Origin of the sequence: Dechloromonas sp. A34, assembly GCF_026261605.1 — a bacterium.
In the GTDB taxonomy this organism is placed as follows: Bacteria; Pseudomonadota; Gammaproteobacteria; order Burkholderiales; family Rhodocyclaceae; genus Azonexus.
In genome coordinates this window covers 3,658,165-3,684,504 of record NZ_CP102486.1, presented here as the reverse complement: position 1 = coordinate 3,684,504, position 26,340 = coordinate 3,658,165, and the positions used below count along the sequence as shown (strand labels likewise).

At 61.2% G+C, this 26,340-nt stretch carries 26 protein-coding genes and 1 pseudogene; 24 read left to right on the top strand and 3 right to left on the bottom strand.

Going from position 1 to position 26,340, the window contains the following annotated elements; all coding sequences use genetic code 11:
• Window positions 1-95 precede the first annotated feature (95 nt).
• The 8 genes from NQE15_RS18400 (at window position 96) to NQE15_RS18365 (ending at window position 6,802) form a co-directional block, all read left to right on the top strand.
• Window positions 96-1,025, top strand: coding sequence for a catechol 2,3-dioxygenase (locus tag NQE15_RS18400; RefSeq protein WP_265943470.1), 930 nt, complete (start codon window positions 96-98; stop codon window positions 1,023-1,025).
• On the top strand, window positions 1,025-1,459 hold the full coding sequence (locus tag NQE15_RS18395) for a GlcG/HbpS family heme-binding protein (RefSeq protein ID WP_265943468.1): 435 nt from the start codon (window positions 1,025-1,027) through the stop codon (window positions 1,457-1,459). The genes NQE15_RS18400 and NQE15_RS18395 overlap by 1 nt, the downstream gene beginning before the upstream one ends.
• Before the next feature lie 27 nt (window positions 1,460-1,486).
• The gene (locus NQE15_RS18390) at window positions 1,487-2,947 is read left to right on the top strand and encodes a 2-hydroxymuconic semialdehyde dehydrogenase (RefSeq protein WP_265943466.1); all 1,461 of its coding nucleotides are present in this window, start codon (window positions 1,487-1,489) and stop codon (window positions 2,945-2,947) included.
• 65 nt (window positions 2,948-3,012) lie between these two features.
• The gene (gene dmpE, locus NQE15_RS18385; RefSeq protein ID WP_265943464.1) at window positions 3,013-3,795 is read left to right on the top strand and encodes a 2-oxopent-4-enoate hydratase; all 783 of its coding nucleotides are present in this window, start codon (window positions 3,013-3,015) and stop codon (window positions 3,793-3,795) included.
• Between the two features lie 27 nt (window positions 3,796-3,822).
• Entirely contained in the window at window positions 3,823-4,611 is a 789-nt protein-coding gene (gene dmpH, locus NQE15_RS18380; RefSeq protein WP_265943462.1) for a 2-oxo-3-hexenedioate decarboxylase, read from the top strand.
• Between the two features lie 10 nt (window positions 4,612-4,621).
• Window positions 4,622-4,813: a 4-oxalocrotonate tautomerase gene (locus tag NQE15_RS18375; RefSeq protein ID WP_265943460.1), complete on the top strand. Its 192-nt coding sequence runs from the start codon at window positions 4,622-4,624 to the stop codon at window positions 4,811-4,813.
• A gap of 84 nt (window positions 4,814-4,897) precedes the next feature.
• The gene (locus tag NQE15_RS18370; protein WP_265943458.1) at window positions 4,898-6,280 is read left to right on the top strand and encodes an MFS transporter; all 1,383 of its coding nucleotides are present in this window, start codon (window positions 4,898-4,900) and stop codon (window positions 6,278-6,280) included.
• 138 nt (window positions 6,281-6,418) lie between these two features.
• Window positions 6,419-6,802, top strand: coding sequence for a hemerythrin domain-containing protein (locus tag NQE15_RS18365; protein ID WP_416336548.1), 384 nt, complete (start codon window positions 6,419-6,421; stop codon window positions 6,800-6,802).
• A 213-nt stretch (window positions 6,803-7,015) separates the two neighbouring features.
• Here the strand turns inward: NQE15_RS18365 and NQE15_RS18360 are convergent, their stop codons facing one another.
• Window positions 7,016-7,687: a GntR family transcriptional regulator gene (locus tag NQE15_RS18360; RefSeq protein ID WP_265943454.1), complete on the bottom strand. Its 672-nt coding sequence runs from the start codon at window positions 7,685-7,687 to the stop codon at window positions 7,016-7,018.
• 209 nt (window positions 7,688-7,896) lie between these two features.
• Here NQE15_RS18360 and NQE15_RS18355 point away from each other — a divergent pair, with 209 nt between their 5' ends.
• The 6 genes from NQE15_RS18355 to NQE15_RS18330 all read left to right on the top strand — a co-directional run bounded on the left by NQE15_RS18355 (window position 7,897) and on the right by NQE15_RS18330 (window position 14,776).
• Window positions 7,897-8,691 (top strand): SDR family NAD(P)-dependent oxidoreductase, encoded by a 795-nt coding sequence (locus tag NQE15_RS18355; RefSeq protein WP_265943452.1) that lies wholly within the window; start codon window positions 7,897-7,899, stop codon window positions 8,689-8,691.
• A gap of 25 nt (window positions 8,692-8,716) precedes the next feature.
• Complete coding sequence (locus NQE15_RS18350) at window positions 8,717-9,667, top strand: acetaldehyde dehydrogenase (acetylating) (RefSeq protein ID WP_265943450.1); 951 nt, start codon at window positions 8,717-8,719, stop codon at window positions 9,665-9,667.
• Window positions 9,668-9,696: 29 nt separating this feature from the next.
• A complete protein-coding gene (dmpG, locus tag NQE15_RS18345; RefSeq protein WP_265943448.1) occupies window positions 9,697-10,728 on the top strand; it encodes a 4-hydroxy-2-oxovalerate aldolase in 1,032 nt (343 codons plus the stop codon).
• Window positions 10,729-10,777: 49 nt separating this feature from the next.
• Entirely contained in the window at window positions 10,778-11,314 is a 537-nt protein-coding gene (locus NQE15_RS18340) for an antibiotic biosynthesis monooxygenase (RefSeq protein WP_265943446.1), read from the top strand.
• A 405-nt stretch (window positions 11,315-11,719) separates the two neighbouring features.
• Window positions 11,720-12,337 (top strand): Crp/Fnr family transcriptional regulator, encoded by a 618-nt coding sequence (locus NQE15_RS18335; protein ID WP_265950334.1) that lies wholly within the window; start codon window positions 11,720-11,722, stop codon window positions 12,335-12,337.
• Window positions 12,338-12,571: 234 nt separating this feature from the next.
• Window positions 12,572-14,776, top strand: coding sequence for an OsmC domain/YcaO domain-containing protein (locus NQE15_RS18330; RefSeq protein ID WP_265943444.1), 2,205 nt, complete (start codon window positions 12,572-12,574; stop codon window positions 14,774-14,776).
• 230 nt (window positions 14,777-15,006) lie between these two features.
• On the opposite strand, the gene NQE15_RS18325 is transcribed toward NQE15_RS18330, so the two are convergent.
• Complete coding sequence (locus NQE15_RS18325) at window positions 15,007-15,339, bottom strand: LysR substrate-binding domain-containing protein (protein WP_265943441.1); 333 nt, start codon at window positions 15,337-15,339, stop codon at window positions 15,007-15,009.
• Between NQE15_RS18325 and NQE15_RS18320 the strand changes: the two genes are divergently transcribed.
• From NQE15_RS18320 to NQE15_RS18305, 4 genes are all read left to right on the top strand, one after another.
• Complete coding sequence (locus NQE15_RS18320) at window positions 15,338-15,700, top strand: alpha/beta hydrolase (protein WP_265943439.1); 363 nt, start codon at window positions 15,338-15,340, stop codon at window positions 15,698-15,700. The genes NQE15_RS18325 and NQE15_RS18320 overlap by 2 nt on opposite strands.
• Before the next feature lie 10 nt (window positions 15,701-15,710).
• Entirely contained in the window at window positions 15,711-16,799 is a 1,089-nt protein-coding gene (locus tag NQE15_RS18315) for an alpha/beta hydrolase (protein WP_265943437.1), read from the top strand.
• A gap of 430 nt (window positions 16,800-17,229) precedes the next feature.
• The gene (locus tag NQE15_RS18310) at window positions 17,230-17,676 is read left to right on the top strand and encodes a BLUF domain-containing protein (RefSeq protein WP_265943435.1); all 447 of its coding nucleotides are present in this window, start codon (window positions 17,230-17,232) and stop codon (window positions 17,674-17,676) included.
• A gap of 254 nt (window positions 17,677-17,930) precedes the next feature.
• Window positions 17,931-18,722, top strand: coding sequence for an EAL domain-containing protein (locus NQE15_RS18305; RefSeq protein WP_265943432.1), 792 nt, complete (start codon window positions 17,931-17,933; stop codon window positions 18,720-18,722).
• A 451-nt stretch (window positions 18,723-19,173) separates the two neighbouring features.
• On the opposite strand, the gene NQE15_RS18300 is transcribed toward NQE15_RS18305, so the two are convergent.
• The gene (locus NQE15_RS18300; protein ID WP_265943430.1) at window positions 19,174-19,950 is read right to left on the bottom strand and encodes a glucose 1-dehydrogenase; all 777 of its coding nucleotides are present in this window, start codon (window positions 19,948-19,950) and stop codon (window positions 19,174-19,176) included.
• A gap of 324 nt (window positions 19,951-20,274) precedes the next feature.
• On the opposite strand from NQE15_RS18300, the gene NQE15_RS18295 reads away from it, so the two are divergent.
• The 6 genes and pseudogenes from NQE15_RS18295 to NQE15_RS18270 all read left to right on the top strand — a co-directional run bounded on the left by NQE15_RS18295 (window position 20,275) and on the right by NQE15_RS18270 (window position 26,331).
• Window positions 20,275-20,901, top strand: coding sequence for a TetR/AcrR family transcriptional regulator (locus NQE15_RS18295; protein ID WP_265943428.1), 627 nt, complete (start codon window positions 20,275-20,277; stop codon window positions 20,899-20,901).
• Window positions 20,902-20,939: 38 nt separating this feature from the next.
• Window positions 20,940-21,406: pseudogene (locus NQE15_RS18290) on the top strand (hydantoinase/oxoprolinase N-terminal domain-containing protein); the annotation flags it as partial.
• 371 nt (window positions 21,407-21,777) lie between these two features.
• A complete protein-coding gene (locus NQE15_RS18285; RefSeq protein ID WP_265943426.1) occupies window positions 21,778-22,968 on the top strand; it encodes a hydantoinase/oxoprolinase family protein in 1,191 nt (396 codons plus the stop codon).
• Window positions 22,969-23,298 carry an acetone carboxylase subunit gamma gene (locus tag NQE15_RS18280; protein WP_265943424.1) on the top strand — a complete coding sequence of 110 codons (330 nt, stop codon included), beginning with the start codon at window positions 22,969-22,971 and terminating at the stop codon, window positions 23,296-23,298.
• Window positions 23,299-23,307: 9 nt separating this feature from the next.
• Window positions 23,308-24,153, top strand: a complete 846-nt coding sequence (locus NQE15_RS18275; protein ID WP_265943423.1) for a hypothetical protein — start codon at window positions 23,308-23,310, stop codon at window positions 24,151-24,153.
• Window positions 24,154-24,192: 39 nt separating this feature from the next.
• On the top strand, window positions 24,193-26,331 hold the full coding sequence (locus NQE15_RS18270; protein ID WP_265943421.1) for a hydantoinase/oxoprolinase family protein: 2,139 nt from the start codon (window positions 24,193-24,195) through the stop codon (window positions 26,329-26,331).
• Window positions 26,332-26,340: the final 9 nt, after the last annotated feature.

Below are 26,340 nucleotides of genomic sequence, written 5' to 3'. Positions count from 1 at the left end.
AACGAGTTATGAATGAAGGAACGCCCGTCAGCGGCGTCGCAGCAAACGGCCCCCGGGCCAGGTTTTGAACCCAATAACTAAATGAGGAGCAAACAATGGCAACAACAGGTGTAATGCGTCCGGGACACGTGCAGGTTCGTGTGCTCGATCTCGACGAGAGCGTCAATTTTTACAAGAACGTGCTGGGCCTGGTCGAAACCGGGCGCGACTCGACCGGCCGCGTCTATTTCAAGGCCTGGGACGAGCACGATCACAACAGCGTGATCCTGCGCCAGGCCGAATCGGCCGGCATGGATTTCATGGGTTTCAAGGTGCGCGACACGGCCACCCTGGACAAGCTGGAAGCTGATCTGCAGGACTACGGCGTCAAGACCGAGCGCATCGCGGCCGGCGACTTGCTGGAAACCGGCGAGCGCGTCCGCTTCGTGATCCCGACCGGCCATGTCATGGAGCTCTACGCCGAAAAGACCTGCGTCGGCAATTCACAAGATGACCTGAATCCGGACCCCTGGACCCCGGAATCCGAGCACGGCATTGCGCCGACGCGCTTCGACCATGCCCTGCTGTACGGACCGGACATCGACGGCAACCTCAAACTGTTTACCGAAGTGCTCGGCTTCTATCTGGTCGAGCGCGTGATGCTCGAGGATGGCAAGTCCTTGCTGGCGATTTTCATTTCCTGCGGCCACAAGGCGCACGACCTGGCTTTCGTCCGCCACCCGGAGCCGAACAAGCTGCATCACATCTCCTTCCTGCTGCCGAGCTGGGAGAAGGTGCTGCGCGCCGCCGACCTGATGTCGATGAATCGCGTCTCGATCGACATCGGACCGACCCGCCACGGCATTACCCGCGGCCAGACCATCTATGCCTTCGACCCGTCGGGCAATCGTTTCGAGACCTTTGCCCAGGGCTACGAGACCTACCCGGACTACCCGGTCAAGACCTGGTCCTTCGAGGAAGTCGGCGCCGGCATCTTCTATCACGATCGCGTGCTCAACGAGCGCTTCCTGAGCGTCGTGACCTGATGCAAGTCGCCATCACCAACCCGGGCGTCAGCGCCGAGGCTGCCGCCGTCGCCGTCCACGCCGCGGTGCGCTATGCCGAAAGGCACGGCTGGAAGATCAACGTCGCCGTCGCCGACCGCAGCGGCAACCTGATGGCTTTCCTGCGCATGCCGGGCGCCTTTGTCCATTCGATCGAGATCGCCATCGACAAGGCCTACACGGCAGCCAGCTTCGGCTTCCGGACCAAGGACTGGATGTCGATCGTCGGTGCCGACGAGGGCATGAAGCTGGGTTTCTCGGCGCAGCCCCGGCTGATCGTCTTCGGCGGTGGCCTGCCCATCCGCCTCGACGGCGAAGCGGAGTGGGTCGGCGGCATCGGGGTGTCCGGCGCCTCCGAGGAGCAGGACGAGGAATGTGCGCTGGCCGGACTGGTCGCCATCGGCATCAACAAGTAGCAGGAAACAGCATTTAAAGGACAGATCATGGTTGCAGACAAAATTCTCAATTTCATCAACGGCGAGTTCGTATCCACCGACAAGTGGTTCGAGAACCGGACGCCGATTTCCAATGCCGTCATCGGCCAGGTGGCCGAGGCCGGCAAGCGCGAGGTGGACGCCGCCGTTGCCGCCGCCCAGGCAGCGCTGAAAGGGCCCTGGGGCAAGATGCCGCTGGCCAGGCGCGTCGAGTTGCTGGAAGCGCTGGTTGCCGAAATCAACAGCCGCTTCGACGAATTCCTCGAAGCCGAATGTGCCGATACCGGCAAGCCGAAAAGCCTCGCATCGCACATCGACATCCCGCGCGGCGCGGCCAATTTCAAGGTCTTCGCCGACATGGTCAAGAACGTGCCGAGCGAGTTCTTCGAAATGGCGACGCCGGACGGCAAGTCCTGCATCAACTACGGCTACCGCAGCCCGGTCGGCGTCATCGGCGTCATCTGCCCGTGGAACCTGCCGCTGCTGCTGATGACCTGGAAAGTCGGCCCGGCCCTGGCCTGCGGCAATACCGTGGTCGTCAAGCCGTCCGAGGAAACGCCGCGCACCGCCGCGCTGCTTGGCGAGGTGATGAACAAGGTCGGCATTCCCAAGGGCGTCTATAACGTCGTCCATGGCTTCGGGCCGAACTCGGCCGGCGAGTTCCTGACGACGCACCCGAAGGTCAACGCCATCACCTTCACCGGCGAGACCCGGACCGGCGAGATCATCAACAAGGCGGCCGCCATCGGCTCGCGTCCGGTGTCGCTGGAAATGGGCGGCAAGAACGCCGCCATCGTCTTCGCCGACTGCGATTTCGACGCCGCGATCGAAGGCACGCTGCGTTCGGCCTTCGCCAACTGCGGCCAGGTCTGTCTCGGCACCGAGCGCGTCTATGTCGAGCGCCCGCTGTTCGAGAAGTTCGTCGCCGCCATGAAGGCCGGCGCCGAGAAGCTGAAGATCGGCGTGCCGGACGATCCGGAAACCGGCATGGGGCCGCTGATCAGCAAGGAACACCAGAACAAGGTGCTGTCCTACTTCGCGATCGCCAAGGATGAAGGCGCGACCATCGTCACCGGCGGCGGGGTGCCGGTCATGCCGGCCGAACTGCAGGACGGCTGCTGGGTGCAACCGACCATCTGGACCGGCCTGCCGGAAACCGCCCGGGTCATCAAGGAAGAGATTTTCGGCCCGTGCTGCCATATCGCCCCCTTCGACACCGAGGAAGAAGTGCTCGAGAAGGCCAACGACAACATCTACGGCCTGGCGACCGCGATCTGGACCAAGGACATCTCGCGCGCCCACCGCATGGCGCAGCAGATGGAAGTGGGCATCGCCTGGGTCAACAGCTGGTTCCTGCGCGACTTGCGGACCCCGTTCGGCGGCGCCAAGCAATCCGGCATCGGCCGCGAGGGCGGCGTCCATTCGCTCGAGTTCTATACCGAGCTGAAGAACGTCTGCATCAAGCTCTAAGCGACGGCGGAGGCAGGCCCGGCCTGCCTCCGCGCAAGCCAACCACGACAAGACAGGACAACAGAATGGAACAGAAAACCATCGAACAACTGGGCGACGCGCTGTACGAGGCGCTCGTCGCCCGCCAGCCGATCGCGCCGCTGACCGCGACGCATCCCGGGATGACCATCGAGGACGCCTACCACGTGCAGCAGCGGATGATCGCCCGTCGCCTGGAGAAGGGCGAACGCATCATCGGCAAGAAGATCGGCGTCACCAGCAAGGCGGTCATGAATATGCTCGGCGTGCATCAGCCGGACTTCGGCTACCTGACCGACGGCATGGTCTACAACGAGGGCGAGTCGATCGAGATGGCCGGGCTGATCCAGCCCAAGGCCGAGGGCGAGATCGCCTTCCTGCTCAAGAAGGACCTGCAGGGCCCGGGCGTCACCGCCGCGGACGTGCTGGCCGCGACCGAAGGCGTCATGGCCTGCTTTGAGATCGTCGATTCCCGCATCCAGGACTGGAAGATCAAGATCCAGGACACCGTTTCCGATAACGCCTCCTGCGGCGTCTTCGTCCTCGGCGACCAGCTGGTGGATGTCGCCGACCTCGACCTCGCGCTGTGCGGCATGGTCCTCGAGAAGAACGGCGAGATCGTCGTCACCGGCGCCGGCGCCGCGACCATGGCCCATCCGGTCAATGCCATGGTCTGGCTGGCCAACACGCTGGGCAAGCTGGGCATCGCGCTCAAGGCCGGCGACATCGTGCTTTCCGGCGCCATGGGCGCCATGGTCCCGGTGGTCAAGGGCGACAACCTGCGCATGACCATCGGCGGCATCGGCGGCTGTTCCGTCCGCTTCGTTTAACCCGATTCCAGAACAAGGATACCCAGCATGAACCTCAATCAACAGACCATCGCCGGACTCGCCGAGCACCTCGAAAGCGCCGAGTTGCAGCGCCATGAAGTCATCAAGATCACTGAAGCCCATCCCGACATGGATTGGGACGATGCCTACGCCATCCAGGCCGAGATCCTGCGCCGCAAGCTGGCGCGCGGCAACAAGGTGGTCGGCCTCAAGGCCGGCCTGACCTCGCACGGCAAGATGAAGCAGATGGGCGTCAGCACGCCGGTCTTCGGCTGGCTGGTCGACTATTTCAGCGTCGCCGACGGCGGCGAGATCAAGCACGGCGAATTGATCCATCCCAAGGTCGAGCCGGAAATCGTCTTCGTCACCAAAAAGGCATTGAAGGGCCCGGGTTGCCATATCGGCGCCGTGTTGGCCGCCACCGACTTCGTGATGCCCGGCATCGAGATCATCGATTCCCGCTATAAGGACTTCAAGTTCGACCTGAAGAGTGTCATCGCCGACAACTGCTCGTCGACCCGCTTCGTGCTCGGTGGCCAGGCGACCCCGGTGGCCGGCCTCGACCTGCGCACCCTGGGCGTGGTCATGGAAAAGAACGGCGAGCCGGTCGCCATCGGTGCCGGTGCCGCCGTGCTCGGCCACCCGGCGGCCGCGATCGCCGCCCTGGCCAATCACCTCGGCGCCCGCGGCGAGGAAATCCCGGCCGGCACGATGATTCTCTCCGGCGGCGTCACCGAGGCCATTGCGGTCAATCCGGGCGACCACATCACGCTGCGCATCCAGTCCCTGGGTACGGTCAGCACCCGTTTCGTCTGAGGAGCCGAGCATGCCTTTCGCCCAGATTCAAATCATGGAAGGCCGTAGCGAGGACCAGAAGCGGGCCGTGATCGAGAAGGTCACGGCGGCGCTGGTCGAGGCGGTCGGCGCGCCGGTCGACAGCGTGCGCGTGATCATCACCGAGATTCCGAAGGCCCACTGGGGCATCGCCGGCAAGAGCGCCAAGGATCTCGGGCGCTAGGACAGATCAACGCACTGCGCCCGGGCAGGGGCAGTGCGCCACCCACAGCAGTCAATAAAGCAAACCCAATGGAGGAAGAGACAAATGGACAATAACGCCCTGGCCAACAAGGTCGATGTGCACCAGATCATCGACGAGGCCAAATTCAACAAATTTCACTTCACCGTGCTCTTCTGGTGTGCACTCGTCATCATTTTCGACGGCTACGACCTGGTGATCTACGGCGTCGTGCTGCCGCAGCTGATGGAGCAATGGGCGTTGACCCCGATCCAGGCCGGTGCGCTGGGCAGCTATGCGCTGTTCGGCATGATGTTCGGCGCCCTGATCTTCGGCCCGCTGTCTGACAAGATCGGGCGCAAGAAGGTGATCGCGATCACCGTGACCATATTCAGTGGCATGACCTTCGTCAACGGTTTCGCCACGACGCCGACCGAATTCGGTATCTGCCGCTTCCTCGCCGGTCTTGGCATCGGCGGCGTGATGCCGAACGTCGTCGCCCTGATGACCGAGTACATGCCGAGGAAGATCCGCAGCACCATGGTTGCCGTCATGTTCAGCGGCTACTCGGTGGGCGGCATGACCTCGGCTTTTCTCGGCATGTACCTGATGCCGAACTTCGGCTGGCAGTCGGTCTTCTTCGTCGCCGGCATTCCCCTGCTGTTGCTGCCCATCCTGCTGAAATTCCTGCCGGAAGCGGTCGGCTTCATGATCCAGGGCCAGCGCGACGCCGATGCCGGCCGCCTACTCGAGCGTGTTCAGCCGTCCTATAAATACCGGGCCGGCCACAACCTCCACTACCCGACCGGCAAGGGCAAGGGCGTGGCGCTGGTCGAGCTGTTCCGCAGCAACCGCCTGCTCAGCTCCCTGAGTTTCTGGGTCGCCTTCTTCGGCTGCCTGCTGATGGTCTATGCGCTCGGTTCCTGGCTGCCCAAGCTGATGGTCAAGGCTGGCTACGACCTGAAGAACAGCCTGGCCTTCCTGCTCGTGCTGAATCTCGGGGCCATCTTCGGCGCCGTCGGCGGCGGCTGGCTGGCCGACCGTTTCCACCTGCGTCGCGTGCTGACCATCATGTTCGTCATCGCGGCTGTGTCGATCGGCTCCCTCGGCTTCCTGCCGAAGGAAAACCAGGCGCTGCTCTACCTCTTCATCGCCGCTGCCGGCGCCTGCACGATCGGTGCGCAGATACTGCTCTATGCCTATGTCGCCCAGTACTACCCGCTGGCCATCCGTTCCACCGGGATCGGCTGGGCCTCCGGGGTCGGTCGTCTCGGCGCGATCTGCGGTCCGATGCTCGGCGGTTTCATGCTCAACGCCGACCTTGGCTTCCAGTTCAATTTCCTTGCCTTCGCAGTACCGGGCGCGATTGCCGGTCTCGCCATCTCGATGGTCGGACGCAGCGCCACCCATGCGCCGGAAGAACAGCGGAACCTGGTGTTCGCGGCGGAAACCGGGGCCATGGCCGATTGATGGCGGTGGGTGGCGTGCGTCAAGGCGCTCGTTACCCGCTCGGCTGTTCGGCCGGGTGAAATCCTTTAAAGGAGTCATGCTTTGGAAACGTCTTTGGAATTTGCCTGGGATGACCGCTATCTGCTCGGCCATGGCGAAATGGATGAAACCCACCGGGAGTTTGTCGACTTGGTTAACGCCTTGCTGACGGTGGACGATGGCGGGCTGGGCGATGCCCTGGTGGCATTCGCGGCGCACGCCGAGGCCCATTTCGCCCAGGAAAACGAATGGATGGAAAAGAACGATTTTCCGCCGCGCGACTGCCATATCGACGAACACAACAAGGTGCTCGCTTCGGTTTACGAGGTTCAGCGCCACCTGGCCGAGGGCGACGTGGCCATCGTTCGCGAACTGGCGGTGGCCTTGATGGAGTGGTTCCCGGCGCATGCCGATTACCTGGATTCGGCGCTCGCCACCTGGCTGGTCAAACGGGTGCATGCCGGTGCACCGCTGGTCATGCGGCGCAAGGTCGTCAAGGCCTAGCGTTCAGTTCGGCCTGCGTTCTCCTCGCCCGAATCCGGTTCTGTTCGTGGTTGCTTTCCGGAAATGTATGAGTGGCAGATCCGGGAATGGATTCGGGTATTTCGGCCCGCCCTGGCGGGCCTTTTTTTGTTTTGGAAACAATAACCCGGGGCATATCGTCGGCCAGCATCCTCAGTGCGTGAACCAATCCATGCCTACCTCGGCATGGCCTGGTCAGGGGTTCAGCGCTTCGCTGGGCAGCATTCGCATCGCCCGGTAGGTGAAGCGAATGTGTTCGGCCAGCAGTTCGCAGGCCTGGTCGGCGTCGCGCGCCAGAACCGCCTTGAACAGGTTCTCGTGCTCGGCGTGCACATCGCGGTCGAGCAGCGTCTTGTATTGCAGCGTCAGGCGACGATAACGCTCGGCCTGGTGATACAGGATCGACAGGAAGTGCTTGATCCAGTGTGACGGGCAGGCCTCGATCAGAACCTCATGGAAGATGCGGTTGCGCTCTTCCCATTCCTCGCGGTTGCCGTTGCCCGAGAGCTTCTCTTCGGCCTTGGTCAGGCGATGGAAGGCAGAGAGCAATTCGCCCTCCCAGGCATCGTCGCCCAGGGCGATGGACTGGCGCAGGGCTTCGCATTCGAGCATGACGCGGGTTTCGGTGATGTCGCCAAAATCCTCAAGCGAGGCCGGGGCGACGCGGAATCCGCGCTGTCCCTGAGAGATGACCAGGGCATCGGCAATCAGCAGCGACAAGGCTTCGCGCATGGTGCCGGCGCCGACGCCGTAGTTGTCCTTGATGTGCTCGATGCGCAGTTTTTCACCCGGGGGCAGGCGCCCCTCGATGATGTCGCGGCGTAAGTTTCGATAGGCCGACTCAACCAGGGTCTTCGGTTCGGTCATGACGTCGTCGGTGCTTTCTTTGCGCGGCGAGTGTTCAGTTTCATGTCGATGGTATTCAAGGAAATTGATCCGATAATTTTATGTTCTATTGGAGTTTTTTGGTGGTTGTTGTTCGAAATAAAAAATATCGAGAAAATGTATTGACACCGATATTGTTGACTAATATCGTGATGGTGAATTGATTACGGCTTTTCTTTGGGAGCTTGACTATGGATTTTCAGATTTCGGGAAAGCGTGCATTGGTAAGCGGCTCCACGGCCGGCATCGGGTTTGCGATCGCGGCCGAACTGGCCCGTGAAGGCGCCAAGGTGGTGATCAATGGCCGCAGCCAGAAAAGCGTCGACGCGGCCATTGCCCGACTCCGTTCGCTGGTTGCCGGTGCTGACGTGCAGGGCGTGGCGGCCGACCTGTCCTCGGCCGAAGGCTGCCAGACGCTATTCGACGCCTGCCCGCAGGCCGATATCCTGGTTAACAACCTCGGTATCTTCGACCCGGTGCCGTTCGAAGCCATTCCCGATTCCGAATGGCAACGCTTCTTCGACGTCAATGTGATGAGCGGCGTTCGTCTGGCCCGCCACTACCTGCCGGCCATGAAGGCGGCCAACTGGGGGCGGATCGTGTTCATCTCCAGCGAATCTGGCATCAACACGCCGGGCGAGATGGTCCATTACGGGATGACCAAGTCGGCCCAGCTCGCGGTGTCTCGCGGTCTGGCCCAAAGCTGCGCCGGTACGGGCGTTACGGTCAATGCCGTGCTGCCCGGACCGACTCGCTCCGAAGGCGTCGGCGAGTTCTTCGGCAAGCTGGCCGCCGAGGCGGGTATCGGCCTCGATGAAATGGAGCGCCGCTTTTTTGCCGAAGGGCGTCAGACCTCAATTATCAAACGCATGATCGATCCCGCCGAAGTGGCTGCGCTGGTCGCCTATGTCTGCAGCGCACGAGCCGCTGCGACGACAGGTGCCGCGCTGCGCGTCGAAGGCGGGATTGTTTCGACCATTTGCTGAACAACGATCAATAAGGAAAATATTGATGACCCAAAAAATCAAATGCGCGCTGATCGGCCCCGGCAACATCGGTACCGACCTGCTCTACAAACTGAAGCGCAGCCCGTTTCTGGAGCCGGCCTGGATGGTCGGCATCGACCCCGAATCCGAAGGCCTGAAGCGCGCCGCCGACATGGGCCTCAAAGTCACGTCGGAAGGCGTCGACGGCCTGCTGCCGCACGTCCTGGCCGACGGCGTGCAGATCGCCTTCGACGCCACCTCGGCCTACGTCCATGCCGAGAACACCCGGAAGCTCAATGCTCTGGGCGTCCTGATGATCGACCTGACGCCGGCCGCCATCGGCCCATTCTGCGTGCCGCCGGTCAATCTCAAGGAACTGGTCGGGCGCAAGGAAATGAACGTCAACATGGTTACCTGCGGCGGGCAGGCCACCATCCCCATGGTCGCCGCCATCTCCCGCGTCCAGAAGGTCAAGTACGGCGAGATCGTCGCCACTATCAGCTCGAAGAGTGCCGGCCCCGGCACCCGCAAGAACATCGACGAATTCACCCGCACCACCTCGGGTGCCATCGAGCAGGTCGGCGGTGCCGAAAAGGGCAAGGCGATCATCATCATCAACCCAGCCGAACCGCCGCTCATCATGCGCGACACCGTGCACTGCCTGACCGAAGGCACCCCCGACCAGGCGCGGATCACCGACTCCATCCTGACCATGATCGCCGAAGTCCAGCGCTACGTGCCGGGCTACCGCCTGGTCAACGGCCCGGTCTTCGACGGCAACCGCGTCTCGGTCTTCCTCGAAGTCCAGGGGCTCGGCGACTTCCTGCCGACCTACGCCGGCAACCTCGACATCATGACCGCCGCCGCCGCCCGCACCGCCGAAATGTTCGCCGAGGAAATCCTCAAAGGACGGCTGACCCTCGAAGCGGTCGATACCGTCGGCGTCGCCAACACCGCCGGCTGCGGCGCCCACTGAGCGCGCCCCGCGAACCCCAGGAGAAAACCATGAATCTCAAAGGCAAGATCGTTACCGTCCACGACATGACGCTGCGCGACGGCATGCACCCCAAGCGTCACCAGATGACCCTCGACCAGATGATCGCCATCGCCAGCGGCCTCGATGCCGCCGGCGTGCCGCTCATCGAAGTCACCCACGGCGACGGCCTGGGCGGCTCCTCGGTCAATTACGGCTTCCCGGCCCATGCCGACGAAGAGTATCTCGGCGCCGTGATCCCCAAGATGAAGCAGGCCAAGATCTCGGCCCTGCTGCTGCCCGGCATCGGCACCGTCGACCACCTGAAGATGGCGCGTGAGCTCGGTGTGCACACCATCCGCGTCGCCACCCACTGCACCGAGGCCGATGTCTCGGAGCAGCACATCACCATGGCCCGCAAGCTCGACATGGACACCGTCGGCTTCCTGATGATGAGCCACATGAACACCCCGGAAGGCCTGGTCAAGCAGGCCAAGCTCATGGAAGGTTATGGTGCCAACTGCATCTACGTCACCGACTCGGCCGGCCACCTGCTGCCGGACGGCGTCAAGGAACGCCTGGGTGCAGTAAGACAAGCCCTCAAGCCGGAAACTGAACTCGGTTTCCATGGCCACCACAACCTGGCGATGGGCATCGCCAACTCGATCGCCGCCATCGAAGTCGGGGCCAACCGCATCGATGCGGCCGCCGCTGGCCTTGGGGCCGGGGCGGGCAATACGCCGATGGAAGTGCTGATCGCCGTCTGCAGCCTGATGGGCATCGAGACCGGCGTCGATGTTGCGAAGATCACCGACGTTGCCGAAGACCTCGTCGTGCCGATCATGGACTTCCCGATCCGCATCGACCGCGATGCGCTGACCCTGGGCTACGCCGGGGTCTATGGCTCCTTCCTGCTCTTCGCCAAGCGCGCCGCCGTGAAATACGGCGTCCCGGCCCGCGACATCCTGGTCGAACTCGGCCGCCGGGGCATGGTCGGCGGCCAGGAGGACATGATCGAGGACACCGCCATGACCATGGCCCGCGAACGCGGACTGGCCGTCTGATGCCCGGGGGCTGGCGCGTCCTGCCCCCGCCTGAATAAAGGGAAGCATAGTGAGCGAAGCTGTTGTTCGTGTCGTGCGGCGCCGTGCCAAGGCGGGGTGCGAGGAAGCCTACGAGGCGATGGTTCGGGCCATGTTTCGTCAGGCCAGCCAGTTTCCGGGCTATGTGGCGGCTCAGTTGATACCGCCGGCCATCGCGGGCGGCGAATATCAGCTTATTCAGCGCTTCGCCACGGAACAGGATCTGGAGCGCTGGAATAGCTCGGCGGAGCGCGCAACTTGGCACGAGCGACTCCGTGCCGTGGCCGTGGGCGATCCGGAATATCGGCTGTTGTCCGGCCTTGATGCGTGGTTTGGCCCCGAGCTTATCCCGGCAACAGCGCATCCGCCGAAATGGCGGATGACAATCGTGAGTTGGATGGGGATATTCCCGACGGTAGCCTTGCTACTTTGGTTTATCTCCCCATTGCTGTCCAACCTGCCATTCCTGATCAGAACAGCGATATTTACGGCCATGGTGGCAGTCGCCATGTCTTACCTTGTCATGCCAAGGCTATCGCGATGGATGAGTTGGTGGCTTCGGCAATGAATATGCATGTGGCAAATTGCAGGTGATCTCTTCATGCCAAGTCGAACTCTCACAATCGGCTAAATAGCTGACGTAGCTTGGGAGGTATCCCAAAGGCCGTAATAACCGACTTGGAGACGATGGCCAACCCTGGCACCCTCGGCACATTTGCCGAGGATCAGATGGCGAATAGCAGGTTGTCTGCACCTGCTATCTCTGGCGCTACTGCCACAGCAACTGCCATCTATCTTGCTCGGACAGGTAGCAGCAAGAATCAGATCGGGTCGTTTGTGCCCTCATGTTATGGCCCGCCCCACTCGAAAAAATGGCTGTTAAACTGAGCTTTCAGCGGCAGCATGACTCGGCTCTCGCCAATACATGTTGCGACAGTTCTGATCCGGACAACACAAGGAGAAGAAGTTGCTCATGCAAATCGTAGCCTGGGTGGCCGCCGGACTGGTCTTCATGACCTTTTTCATGAAGACGATCGTTCCCTTGCGACAGGCCGCCATCGCCAGCAACCTTGTCTTCATCTGCTATGGCCTGATGGGCCTGAATTACGGAATCTTCGACAAAGTTCTGCCGATTCTCGTCCTGCATGTATCGCTGCTGCCGCTGAACATCATTCGGCTGCGCGAAGTCCGGCGGACGATTCGTGCCGTCCATAACGCCTCGCACGATCGAGTTGAATTCGAGCACCTCATACCATTCATGAGAACGGAAAAATTCAGTCGTGGCCAATTCATCTTCAGCCGTGGCGATCCGGCTGACCGCATACTCCTACTGCACAAAGGACGTGTTCGTCTGATCGAACTGGACAAACTGCTAGAGCCTGGCGCCGTGATCGGCGAGGTTGGTGTCTTTGCGGAAAATGCAGTTCGGAGCGGCACATTGCGTTGCGAGGAGGACTGTGAACTCTACAGCCTTGCCGCAGAGAAGGCTCTGGAACTCTTCTACCAAGACTCCCGTTTTGGCTTCTTCATTGTCCAGTCGCTGGCTCGATACTTGTCGGACGAGGTCAAGCGAGCCGGTTCTCCACGATAGAAGGTTAGGTACGCTGAGCCTGACTGGATGAAATAAGTCAGGTAGCCGTTTGCGACCCCGCGACAGCGTCATATGTGAAGTCGGCGAGCCTGGAGCACTTCGCGGGTTTCTTCGGCTGTGCATGCTGTTGTCGGCGCCAGTGCCCCGGAGCCCAGAACTGCTGAGAAGCACGGTTTTCCCACTGGGAAAACCGGATAATGGCGGCCAATTCGTTTTGAACGCTGGGATTCCCGCATGGAAATTAAGGTCAATTTTCTCGACAAGCTTCGTCTTGAAGCCAAGTTCGATGATTTCACGGTCATCGCCGACCAGCCAATCCGCTACAAGGGCGATGGCTCGGCGCCGGGGCCGTTCGATTATTTCCTGGCTTCATCGGCTTTGTGTGCGGCTTACTTCGTGAAGTTGTACTGCGACACGCGCAACATCCCGACCGAGCACATCCGGCTGTCGCAGAACAACATCGTCGATCCGGAAAACCGCTACCAGCAAATTTTCAAGATCCAGGTCGAGTTGCCGGCGGATATCTCGGCCAAGGATCGGCAGGGCATCCTGCGTTCCATCGACCGGTGTACCGTCAAAAAGGTGGTGCAGACCGGGCCCGAGTTCGTGATCGAGGAGGTGGAAAATCTGGACGCCGATGCGCAGGCCTTGCTGACACTGAATCCGGATTCGGAAACCAGCACCTATATCGCCGGCAAGGATCTGCCGCTGGAGCAAACCATCGCCAACATGTCCGGCCTTTTGGCGGGCCTGGGCATGAAGATCGAAATCGCCTCGTGGCGCAACCTGGTACCCAACGTCTGGTCGCTGCATATCCGCGATGCGCATTCGCCGATGTGCTTCACCAATGGCAAGGGCGCGACCAAGGAAAGCGCGCTGGCGTCGGCCCTGGGCGAGTTCATCGAGCGGGCGAGTTGCAATCACTTCTACAACGACCAGTTCTGGGGCGAAGACATCGCCAATGCGGCATTTGTGCATTACCCGAACGAGCGCTGGTTCAAGCCGGGTCGCAAGGATGCGCTGCCGGCCGGGATTCTCGACGAATACTGCCTGGGAATTTACAACCCCGATGGCGAGCTGCGCGCCTCGCATCTGTATGACACCAATTCCGGCAATGTGCAGCGCGGCATCTGTACGCTGCCCTATGTCCGCCAGTCGGACGGCGAGGTGGTGTATTTCCCGACCAACCTGATCGACAACCTGTTCCTCAGCAATGGCATGAGCGCCGGCAACACGCTGGCCGAAGCGCAGGTGCAGTGCTTGTCGGAAATTTTCGAGCGGGCGGTCAAACGCGAAATCCTCGAAGGCGAAATCGCGCTGCCGGATGTGCCGCAGGACGTGCTGGCGAAGTATCCCGGCATTCTGGCCGGTATCGAGGAGCTGGAAAAGCAGGGCTTTCCGGTGTTGGTTAAGGATGCCTCGCTGGGCGGCGAGTTCCCCGTGATGTGCGTCACCTTGATGAATCCGCGTACCGGTGGTGTGTTTGCGTCGTTCGGCGCACACCCGAGCCTGGAGGTGGCGCTGGAGCGCAGTCTGACCGAGTTGCTGCAGGGGCGCAGTTTTGAGGGCCTGAACGATCTGCCGCGGCCGACCTTTGAAAGTAACGCCGTCACCGAGCCGAACAACTTCGTCGAACACTTTATCGACTCCAGCGGCGTGGTGTCGTGGCGCTTTTTCAGCGCCAAAGCCGATTTCGATTTTGTCGAGTGGGACTTTTCCGGTCAGGGTGAGGAATCCAATGCCGAGGAGGCTGCCGCCTTGTTCGGCATTCTCGAAGCCATGGGCAAGGAAGTGTACATGGCGGTGTATGACCAGCTGGGCGCAACGGCCTGCCGCATCCTGGTGCCGGGTTATTCGGAAATTTATCCGATTGAAGATTTGATCTGGGATAACACCAATAAGTCGCTGGCCTTCCGCGCCGATATCCTGAACCTTCACAGTCTCGAGGACGCCGGCCTGGAAGCGCTGCTTGAACGTCTGGAAGACAGCGAACTCGACGATTACACCGACATCATCACCTTGATCGGTGTCGAGTTTGACGAGAATACGGAATGGGGTCAGTTGACGATTCTCGAGTTGAAGCTGTTGATCAATCTCGCCTTGCAGCAATTCGAAGCGGCGCACGAACAGGTGAAAACCTACCTGCAATACAACGAGAACACGGTCGAGCGCGGATTGTTTTATCAGGCCCTGGATGTGGTGCTGGAGGTGCTGCTCGACGACGAGCTGGAACTCGACGATTACTTGGTCAATTTCCGCCGGATGTTTGGCAACCCGCGGATGGATGCGGTGATGGGGTCAGTGGACGGCAGCGTGCGCTTCTTCGGCCTGACGCCTACGAGCATGAAACTGGAAGGGCTCGACCGGCACCAGCGCCTGATCGACAGCTACAAAAAACTGCATATGGCGCGGGCCAAGGTGGCGGGTTTGTCCAGTTAGGGTTACGAGCCATGGCTCGATCAATCACAAGAGTGACCGGGTGGCTCACTACGCGCTTCGGTACCCGTTCCGTTCAGGGCCAAGGTCCGCTGCCGGTTGGCCTGACCGTCTGCATCGGATAACCCTTAACCGGTGCTTCCCTCGGAGGACCGATCGGTGCCAGGTGGCAATGCGGCGGTAAGCCGCCCTTCGCTTCCCTTCCGGCAGAGGAGCGCCTTGGCGGATTTGCATCATTGAGTCGATAGCTGCATCCCTTTGGCGTGTGCGCTCGCCAGTTCTTCATTTCTGAGCACGAAATCGGTGCTGTCGGTCAGTCGCTCGACGGCTAGATCGATAAATCGGCGCACCCGGGCCGGCTGGGCGGCGCGGCTGCCGTAGTAGATGAACAGGCTGTAATTGTCGGCCGTATGTTCCAGCAACAACGGAACCAGACGTCCAGAGCGAATCAACGATGCGGCTGAGGGGATGGCAAGTTGGCCGATCACCTCGCCGGCGACAACGGCACGCAGTTCGAAGGCCTCGTCGTTGGTGCAAAAGGTCGGGCGGACATACTGCTCCTGCATGCCGTCGCCAACCCTCACGCGCCATGGAACGACACGGCCATCGCTGGCGCGGCGAAAGGCGCTGCAATGGTGCGACCCCAACTCGACTTTCAAATACACGACGAGCAGTTTGCTGGACCTGATGCGCTTCGACGCCACCAACCAGATCGAACTGATCGACAAGCTGTTGCTGATGATCGCGGGTAGCAAGGCCGACAGCTTGTATATGACCGAGGATGCCTTCGCCAAGGCCACCGGCACGAAGGACAAGGAACTGTTCAAGATCGACGACGCAACGCACATCGAAACCTACTGGAAACCGCAGTACGTGAATCAGGCAGTCGACAAGCTGTCCCGGTTTTATGGCGAATCGCTCAGGTGAAAGGACGATCATGAGCATCACACAGCACGGTCTTCGACTATCGGTCGCGCTGCTGTTCGCTGCCATGACCGCATCAACGCCGGCCATCGCCGCCCCGGAAGTCCAAGCGAAACCGCTCATGATTCAGGAGCAGGGCAGTTTTGCCGTCGGCGGCACGATGAGTCAAAGCCTCGGCAGCTTCGAGACGCTGAATCCGGCTTCCGGCGGGCAAACGCTGCACGGCGACCATGCCCGTGTGTTCTACCAGGTGCCGGTGAATGCGAGAAAACTGCCGCTCGTGATGTGGCACGGTTTCGGTCAGTTCTCCAAGACATGGGAAACGACTCCGGATGGCCATGAAGACTATCAGACCATCTTCCTGCGGCGGCAATTCGCCACCTACCTGATCGACCAGCCACGTCGTGGCGCGGCCGGGCGAGGCACGATGGGTGGGACGGTCAGCGCCACGCCCGATGAACAACGCTGGTTCAACACCTTCCGGGTCGGAGTCTGGCCCGACTATTTCCCTGGCGTGCAGTTCTCGCGTTCCAAAGAGGCGCTGGAGCAGTATTTCCGTTCCATGACCCCGGATACGGGCCCCATTGACGTCAAGGTGAGCAGCGATGCGGTCTCCGCCTTGTTCGACAGGATTGGCCCGGGAATCCTGGTCACCCACTCGCACAGCTGTGGCATGGGATGGCTGGCCGCCATGAAGAATCCGCGCATTCGCGCCATCGTCTCGTACGAGCCCGGCAGCGGTTTTGTCTTTCCCGAGGGCGAGCTGCCGCCGGCCATGACAAGCTCCGCCGGTGCGCTGGAGCCCGTGGCGGTGCGCCGCTCGGAGTTCGCCAAGCTGACCAGGATTCCGATCATCATCTATTACGGCGATTTCATTCCCGCGGAGCCGACGGCCAATCCTGGCCAGGACGGCTGGCGTGCGCGCCTCGCCATGGCCAAACTCTGGGCGGAAGCCATCAATCGCCACGGCGGCGATGCGAAGGTCGTGCATCTGCCGGAGATCGGCATTCGCGGCAATACCCACTTCCCGTTCTCGGATCTCAACAATGTGCAGATTGCCGATCTAATGTCCAGATTCCTGGCCGAGAAGCATCTGGACTGATCGTCATTTGCGCTGGCGGGTTTTCGATTGAAGTAGCCCATTGAATGACAGCCAATTCGGGTCGGCCAAGCCGCGAAACGGCTGGTTTAGATACGCTATTGGTTGGGACCTTTCGGCCAGTAGCGGAAATTCGCCCTGGCCAAATTGGTGCCGTTGGAACGGCGGCTGTGCTCGGAGACATGCCGTTTGGCCTATTCGCACAACTCGGCTTTATCGGCCATCAAGGGCGTGCCGGGTGAGCGTCAGTTGCATTGCTGCCGTTCGCATATCCTGCATCGGTTCCCGCTGGATAGCCAAAGTTGGCGCTGTGGTCGCCGGAAGATCGACCTCAGCGGCCCAGAATCAACGCTGGGGGACGTCATAAATTGAACTGCACAGTGAAACTAGGGCTATTATTTCCGCTATTAACAGTTCAGTTGAGGGCTTCACGGTGGAAACGGAATCCTCATTAACATGCGGAAATCTTCTGAGAATTGTCTATCTGAGCAAAGCGGAAAAAGCAATTTCTGAAGATGATCTTCAACATGTATTAAAGAAGGCAAGAGCTTTCAATTCAGAACACGGCATGACCGGGATCCTAATCTATTCGTTTGGCTATTTTCTTCAGGTGCTTGAAGGCCCGGAGGAAGTTCTGCTCAGGTGCTATCTTAGGATTTCAGAAGACAAACGTCATAGCCACGTCACCCTCTTACACGCCGTTCCCATTATGTTCCCCATGTTTAGCAAATGGGCAATGGCATGCCTGGGAGAAAAAGATGGCATATCGATAAATTTTGAAGATCTGTTGCGAAGTCGATTCGAGTTGGCTAACGATACGACGACGAAGTTCTTATTGGATCGATTCTTGGCGAGAGTTCGCGCTGTTGATGCAAACTGATCATTAACCCCATATTTGACCTAGAATTAATCGTGTCTGAACTCACATATCCGGATCGCCCGACTTATTTTTGCAAGATCGCGAATTAATGGGAGTTGCGATGCGGCGGGGGAACTGATACTGATGGGCAGATATCTCATGGTCTCTCCCCGGTTGTAACTTTTGCCGGGTATCCCCGGTTGCCCGATCTATGCTATCGCGCAATTACCCGGTCGCGTTACGGTCGTTCCGGCCACAATTCAGGAAAAACTGCGATGTCCAAGAGCTTGACGCCATCGACCGAAATTTCTGGCTCGGTCGACTTGCCTGGATGCAGTCGTTGCCGGGACCTCGAGACGCTGGATTTTGACTTTGCTTTTGCCTACCAGCCAATCGTCGATTTTCGCGCTCGATCGATTTTTGCCCATGAGGCCTTGGTTCGCGGCATTAACGGCGAAACGGCAGCTTCGGTGCTGGCCCGTGTCAATGACGACAATCGATATCGTTTCGACCAGGGCTGTCGCGTCGGTGCCGTCAAGGGGGCTGCGGAACTGGGGATCCGCGAGTTGCTGTCGATCAATTTTCTGCCCAACGCGGTGTACGAGCCGGCGGCCTGCATCCGCTCGACCTTCGAGGCCGCGACAACGTACGGCTTTCCAAAGGAAAACATCATTTTCGAGGTCGTCGAGGGCGAGAAGGTGACCGACCGGCCGCATCTGATCAATATTTTTGAGGAGTACCGGCGCTTCGGATTCATGACCGCGATCGACGATTTCGGGGCCGGTTACGCGGGCCTTAACCTGCTCGCCGAATTTCAACCCGATATCATCAAGATCGACATGGACCTGGTGCGTGACATCGATACCAGCCGGCCAAAGCAGGCGATCGTGGAAGGCATTGCCCACATCTGTCGGCAACTGAAAATCAGGTTGCTGGCCGAAGGCATCGAAACCCGCGCCGAGCGCGACTGCCTGCTTGAATGCGGCGTCGAACTGTTTCAGGGTTATTTTTTCTGCAAGCCGGCGTTTCGGGCGGTCGGCAACATTGATCCGGCTGCCTGGTCCTGAGCACCACAACTGACTCTCTCAGGCACCTTTGCCCCCGCTGGCGGTAGACGGCACTACCGGGTGTGCTGCACGCCAAGCGTGATTCCTCTGCGGCGCTTTGCCGACAACGACCGTATGACCGTTCAGGGTCAGGTGCGGTAGTAACCTGAGGTGGCAGCTGATCGTTCAAGCCAATGGCGGCGCCTATAACCGGAGAGCTGGTCATAGCGAGCGTCGGTGGCGCGTAGTCCAAATGGAAGTTCAGGCCGAGGACTTGTCAGTGAAGTCGTCTGGAACGGCTGCTGCACTTTGTTACCAGCCCTTAAGCTCGCGACGGGCCGATGGTCTGCATTGGGCACGATGCTGTCTTCCGCTGCTTGTGAAAGCGGCCACTCAGAGACGATGCTCCGCTTTTATGTCAACAAAACGAAACCCGCACAGCGCAAGGCTCTGCGGGTTTTTTCTTGTCTTTTCAGACGGCAGTAAACCCACCGTCAATAATCAGATGGGTGCCGGTGACGAAGCTTGATTCGTCGGAGGCCAGGTAAAGAATGCCGTTGGCAATGTCTATGGGTTTTCCGATCCGCCCAATCGGATGCAGGGCGGTGAAGGCCTGGATGGCCTGTTCTTCGGGGGCGCCGGTGGCCAGCATGGCCATTTCCTTGCCGGCCTTGGTGTCCACCAGGCCCGGGTGAATGGAGTTGACGCGGATCTGGTAGCCCTTTTGTCCGGCATAGACAGCGGCCGATTTGGATAGCATGTGGATGCCAGCCTTGGCGGCGCAATAGGCGGCGAGGTTGGGGGCGCCGGAGAAGGCGGCCACGGAGCTGACATTGACAATGCTGCCGCCGCCGGTGGTCTTCATCCACTTGATGGCGAGCTGGGTGCCGAGGAAGGTCGCGTCGAGGTTGATGGACATGATCCGGCGCCATTCGGCGAAGGTGACGGTTTCGATGTCGTTGTAGGTTCCGCCGCCGGCGTTGTTGACCAGGATATCCAGCTTGCGCTCCTCGCCCTTGAGGGTGGTGAAGACCGCCTCCCAGGCTTCCGGCGAACTGACGTCGTGGTGCAGATAGTGCGCCTTGCCGCCGGCTTCGGTGATCTCGGCAACGACCTCCCGGCCACCGGCGTCGTCGATATCCGTCAGCCAGACGGTGCCCCCTTCGGCCGCCAGAAGCTTTGCCGTTTCGCGCCCCAGGCCATTGGCGGCGCCGGTAATCAGGATGGTCTTGCCTGCAACTCTGTTCATCTAATGTCTCCTCAATCTTGGTGTTCGGGATTGGCCTGCGGAGCGATCCGGCTGCTCCGGGTTCGGCCTATGTCGGCCACAACTTGGTAGCTTCTGGAAAGTATATAGAACGATCGTTCTTTTTCCAATATTCATTGCCTATTGTTGATGGCGTGCGAAAATAAATAATAAAAACAATAAGATAGAAATATTTGCCATGTTTTATGAAAATTTTCAACTTTTGTATTGACAAGCAAAATCCGTTAAATAGAATGCCTAGCAGAACGATCGTTCTAGTCCGGGTGGCAAGCAGGATCGAAATCAATTTTTGGGTGAAAGTGAAATATGGGAACCGTCAAAGACAACGTCGTCGATCTGGAAAGGGAAAAGCCTGGGCGCCGGGAGGAGCTTTTGCAGGCCGCGCTGGATTTGTTTTCCGAGAATGGTTTCGAGGGCACTTCGATTCGGGATATCGCCAAAACACTGGGGGTGAGCGTCTCGGTGGTCTATCACTACTTCCAGAACAAGGAGGGGCTGTGGTCGGCGATTCTCGAGTATTCGATCAAGGCCCTGCCGGGCAAGCTGGAAGCGGCGCTGGCCGGTGGCGGCCACGCCCTGGAGCGCTTTCGCCGCCTCTTGCGAACGCACCTGGTGGCCTCCGCCGACTATCACAAAGAGTCGAAGATGTTCCTGATCAGCCACGACCGGATGTCGGTGGATGGTGACAAGGCGAGCAAGGAAATCCAGAAACGGATACTCGGCATCTACGTCGGCATTCTCGACGAGCTCAAGCAGGAAGGCTGGGTGAAGGCCGGCAATACCAAGATACTGGCCTTCAACATCCTCGGCGTCGTCAATTGGCAGCTCCGCTGGTATCGCCCCGACGGTCCGCTGGACAGCGAGCAGGTCTATGACGAGATGATTACCTTCATCCTCTACGGGGCCGTCGGCGTGCCGCCCGGGCGTAGCTGAGCCGGCCGTACCTGAACGAAAAAATCATAAAGGAGACAATGTGTATGGGCTTTACAGTCGATATTGATACGGGTGGCACGTTCACCGATGGTTTCGTTACCCGGGGCGATCAGTTCCGGACGGTCAAGACACCGACCACGCCGCACGATCTGACGGTTTGCTTCATGGAGTGCATCAAGGAGTCCGCCAAGGCCTTCGCGGTGCCGCTGGGCGATTTTTTGTATGACACCGATATCATCCGGTTTTCCAACACGATCGGCACCAACTCCATCATCCAGCGCGATGGTCCCAAGATCGGCCTGATTATTACCGCCGGTTGCGAGGGCTGTGTCCGACCGAGGCCAGCGGCGGCAAGCGGCCGCTGGTGGAGAGCAGCATGGTGGCGGCGATCCACGAAGAAACCAGCGCCGCCGGCCTGGTCCGCCGGGTGCCGGAACGGGATCAAGTGTTGGCCGCCGCACAGTCGCTGATCGACCGCGGTGCCCGCTGCCTGGTCATCGCCCTCGATCACGCCGATCTCAATGCCGAGAACGAGCGCTTCGTCCGCGAGAGCATCAAACGTGAATATCCGCGGGACTACCTGGGTTCGGTGCCGGTCTTCCTGAGCAGCGATATCGTGCAGCGCCCGGGCTATCAGGAACGGATCAATACGGCATCTCTGAATGCCTACATCCACGGCAAGCTGACCCGCCTGCTCTACAAGGCCGGCGAAGACCTGCGCCGGCAGCAGTATCGCGGCCACCTGTTCATCGGCCACAACAACGGGGCCGTGGCGCGGGTGGCCAAGACCCGGGCGATCAATACCTACAACTCCGGCCGGCCGCCGGCCTGCTCGGGGCCAAGGAAATCGGGGCGCTTTACGGGGCGCGCTGCGTCATGTCGGGCGACATGGGGGGCACCTCCTTCGATATCGGCTTCGTGGTGGACGGCGAACCGAGCTATGCGCTGCGTCCGGACGTCGAAGGCTTCGGCTGCAACCTGCCGATGCTGGCCATCCGCGCCCTGGGCGCCGGCGGCGGCTCGATTGCCGAGGTGGTGGACGGTGTCTTGCGGGTTGGTCCGCAATCGGCCGGCGCCTTGCCCGGACCGGCCTGTTTCGGCCTGGGCGGCAAGCGGGCGACGGTGACCGATGCCAATCTGGTGCTCGGCTGGCTGGACCCGGAATACTTCCTGGGCGGCAGCAAAAAGCTGGACCGCGAAAAGGCGATGGCCGCCATCGAGCAGGATGTCGCCACGCCGCTGGGAATTTCCGTCAGCGAAGCTGCCTGGCTGATCAAGGAGACGGTGGAGGCCGATGTCGGCCGCGAACTCGGCGCGCTGCGCAAGGACATGGGGCCGCACCCCGATCCGCTGCTGGTGGTCTATGGCGGCGCCGGGCCGCTGCACAGCTGTGCCATCGCCCAGGCCTCGGGCATTTCGACCCTGGTCGTGACGCCGTTCTCCGCCGTGTTTTCGGCCTATTCATCGTCGCTGATGGATGTCGGCCATCTCTATTACCGGCGCCTGGATCTGCCCCTGCACGAAGGCGCTGACTTGTCGCCGGTCGACCAGGCGGTCGGCGAACTGCGCCGGCGTGCCGAGGCCGACATGCGCGGCGAGGGCTTTGCCGCCGACAGCGTGGGCTGGGAACTGGAATTGATCGTCCGTTCCGACGCCGGCGAGGAGGCCAAGATCGCAGCGCCCATCGATTTTCACCATAGTCCGGCCGGCCGGCGCGCGGTGCAGGAAAAAGCCGCCGCCTTGCTCGGTCTCGATGGCAATCCCGCGCTCACGCTCTGCACCCTGGGACTGTTCGGCAAGGCGCCGGTCGCCCATTACCTGCCGCGCGAGGTGCCGGCGACCAGCGCACCGCTCGATGCCGCCTGGCGCGGCCAGCGCCAGGTCAGCCTGCACCGCCGCGGCCCGGCCGTCGGAGTTGATGTCTATGACCGCGAACTGCTCGGCAATGGTCACCAGGTGGCGGGGCCGGTGATTGTCGAATCCCGCCAAACCACCATGGTGATCCCGGAGGGCTGGTCCCTGAAAGTGGATCGCTACGACAACGCGCTGATCGAAAGGATGCAATAAATGAAGGTCAGGATCACCGAATATCTGGACATCGATCTGGCGCAGGAAAAATGGCACTGCCATGCCTGCGGCCATGAATTGACCGATGCCGCGAGCAACTACAAGCACGGCTGCCTGGTCGCCGAAGTTCCCATGGCGAGCGCCCATCCGCCGCTGACCGACTCGAGCTTCTCGTTTACGCCGGACCCCGATTTCTGCCGGCTGCTCGAGTTCTATTGCCCGGGTTGCGGCACGACGCTGGAGAACGAGTACCTGCCGCCCGGACACCCGGTCACCCATGACATCGAACTCGACGTGGCTGCCCTCAAGGCCCGCCACGGTGTCTGCTAGGGCATGGCGGTGAGTTACTTTAACGCCATCGCCAAGGGCGAGCCCCCTGAGCGTCCCATCTGGCTGCCGCTGCTCGACGAGCTCGCAGCCCAGGTCGAAGGCTGCACGGTGTCCACGCTGCTGGCGGATGCGACACGCTGGGCCAATGTCATGCCGCGCATCGCCAAACTGGTCGACGCCCGGATCATCGCCGTCGGTTTTCACAACGAGCATTGCCTGGCGGCCTTCGCCGCCTTTCCCGACGAGCCCTGGCAGCACGACAGCCTCGCCGCGCTGCTCGAATGCACCCGCCGCCTGGCCGAAACGGCCCGTCCGGAACGCGAGCTGGCCGTGGCCTTGCCCGGTCCGGCGCGCCTTGTGCGCAGCCTGGGCTTGCCCCTGGAGCGCGCCTCCCTGGACTGGATCAAGCCCGGCCTGGTGAAGCTGCTGGAAATGGTCGGCGCCTGCCGGCCGGACCTGGTGGTCATCGATGAAGCGGATGTGGGCGAGGCGCTGCTGGCCGGTCCCGACTACCGCCGCCTCTGCAGCACCCTGAAGAACGTCACCGAGTATTTCGGCATTCCTCTCGGCCTGCGGGTCGCGGGCTACGACGACGGGGCGGCGGCGATCAACGGGCTGCGTGCCTTGCGCCTCGATCATCTGCTGCTCGGACCGTCGGCCACGGGCAACCCGGCCGTGGCCGAGCTGCTGGCGGCGGCCGATGGATCGGGCTGGCAAAGCCTGGGGCTGCCCCTGGAAGGCGAGGGCGGCGGGAGCGAACTGCCCGGCTCGAATCCGGCGGCCTACTGGTCTTCCCCGGGCCAGGAAACGGATCTCGAGCGGGCCCGGAAAACCGGACAAACGTTGGCCGCCTGACCCACGAACAAGCAGCAAAAAAACATAACGGAGACAAACATGGGATTCAACGTAGGGATCGATATCGGCGGCACCTTCACCGATTTCTGTTCGGTCGGCGACGACGGACAGATCATTGTCTACAAGACACCGACCACGCATTACGACCTCTCGGTGGGCTTCATGCGCGGCATGCGCGAACTGGCCAAGCGCTCGGCGCTGGCCAGCCGGGAGTACCTGTCCCGGATCCATGCCCTGCGCTATTCGACCACGGTGGGCACCAATGCCCTGATCGAACGCAACGGCCCCAAGCTGGCCCTGATCACCACGGCCGGCTTCGAGGACACCATCTTCATCGGGCGCTCCCGGAGCTGGGCCGACGGCCTGCCACTCCACGAGGTCAAGGACATGGCCCGGATCGCCAAGCCGGCGCCGCTGATCGACCCCGACATGGTGGCCGGGATCAGCGAACGCATCGACTGCAATGGCAAGGTCATCTGCCCGCTCTCCCGCGAGGATGTCCTCGCCAAGCTGCAGGCGCTGGTGGACAATGGGGCGATGGGCTTCGTCGTCAGCCTGATGTGGTCCTTCGTCAATCCCGAGCACGAACGCATGATCAAGCAGATCATCGAGGAGGAATACCCCGAGGATTACCTGGGCGCCATGCCGGTGACCCTGTCCAGCGAGATTTCGCCGAAGGCCGGCGAATACACGCGGACCATGACGACAGTGGTCAATGCCTACATTCACGGCCTGATGGCCGACAACCTGAATCGCCTCGGCAACGAGCTGCGCGATGGCGGCTACGAGCGGCCGCTGATCCTGGTGCACAACACCGGCGGCACCAAGAAGGTTTCGCGCACCAAGGCGGTCCTCACCCACAATGCCGGCCCGGTCGCCGGCATGTACGGCTCGGCCGCGGTCGGCGCGCTTTCCGGCTACCCCAACGTCGTCTTCACCGACATGGGCGGCACCTCCTTCGACATCGGCGTCATCGTCAATGGCGAACTGCGCGCCCACGACTTCATCCCGGTGATCGACCGCTGGCGCACCAATATTCCGGCCATCGAGGTCAAGTCGATCGGGGCAGGCGGCGGCTCGATTGCCTGGATCAACGAACTGATGGGCAAGACCGTCGAAGTCGGCCCGCAATCGGCCGGTTCGATGCCGGGCCCGGCCTGCTACGACAAGGGCGGCCAGGAGCCTACCGTCACCGATGCCGACCTGGTTCTCGGTTACCTGAATCCGGACAATTATCTGGCCGGCGAGATGTATCTCGATGTCGAACTGTCCCGCGAGGTGATCGCCGAAAAGATCGCCAAGCCGCTCGGGATCAGCGTCATCGAAGCGGCTTACCGCATCCGGCGCCTGGTCGATGCGCGCATGGGCCAGGAAGTCTTCAACGAAGTGGCGCTTAAGGGCCACGACCCGCGCAAGTTCGCCATCTTCGCCTGCGGCGGCGCCGGGGCCACCCATGCCTGCGGTTTTGCCCCCTACATCGGCGCCAGGACCGTCGTCGTGCCGGCCGTGGCCTCCGTCTTTGGCGCCTTCGGGGCTTCCACCATGGAGATCCGCCAGGTCTGGGATGTCTCGCGCTCGCTCAAGCTGTTCCATTGGGACAAGCAGTCCTATCTGCAGGATCTCGAATCCTTCAACCGCGTCGTCCAGGAGCTCAAGGGCATGGCGATCCGCGACCTGAAGCTGGAAGGCTTCAGCGAAGAACAGATGGATTTCCACCTCGAACTGGATATGCGTTATGGCAGCCAGTACAACCTGACCAAGATTCCGGTGCCGCGCCTGCTGCTGCACAGCGAGGAGGATGCGCGGGAGCTGTGCGACGCCTTCACGCAGCGCTACTCGGAAATCTATTCGCCGGAAGCCGCCTTCCCGGTCGGCGGCATCAACGTCGAGGGCTTCTACCTGACCGCCTCGGTCAACCAGCAAAAGACCGAGTTCAAGCAGCGGGCGGGGCAGGGGCCGTCGCCGGCGGCCGCCCTGATCGGCAGCCGCCCGGCCTGCTTCGACCCCGCCCTGGGTCTGGTCGAGACCCCGGTCTACGACTGGCGCGCCCTGGAACCGGAAAACACCATCCCCGGACCGGCGCTGATCGATGCCCCGGAAACCACCTACGTCATCGACCGAGGCTGGACCTACACGATGGATGCCTGGCGCAACGGCGTCCTGCAGCAGAACCGCTGATCCCCGACT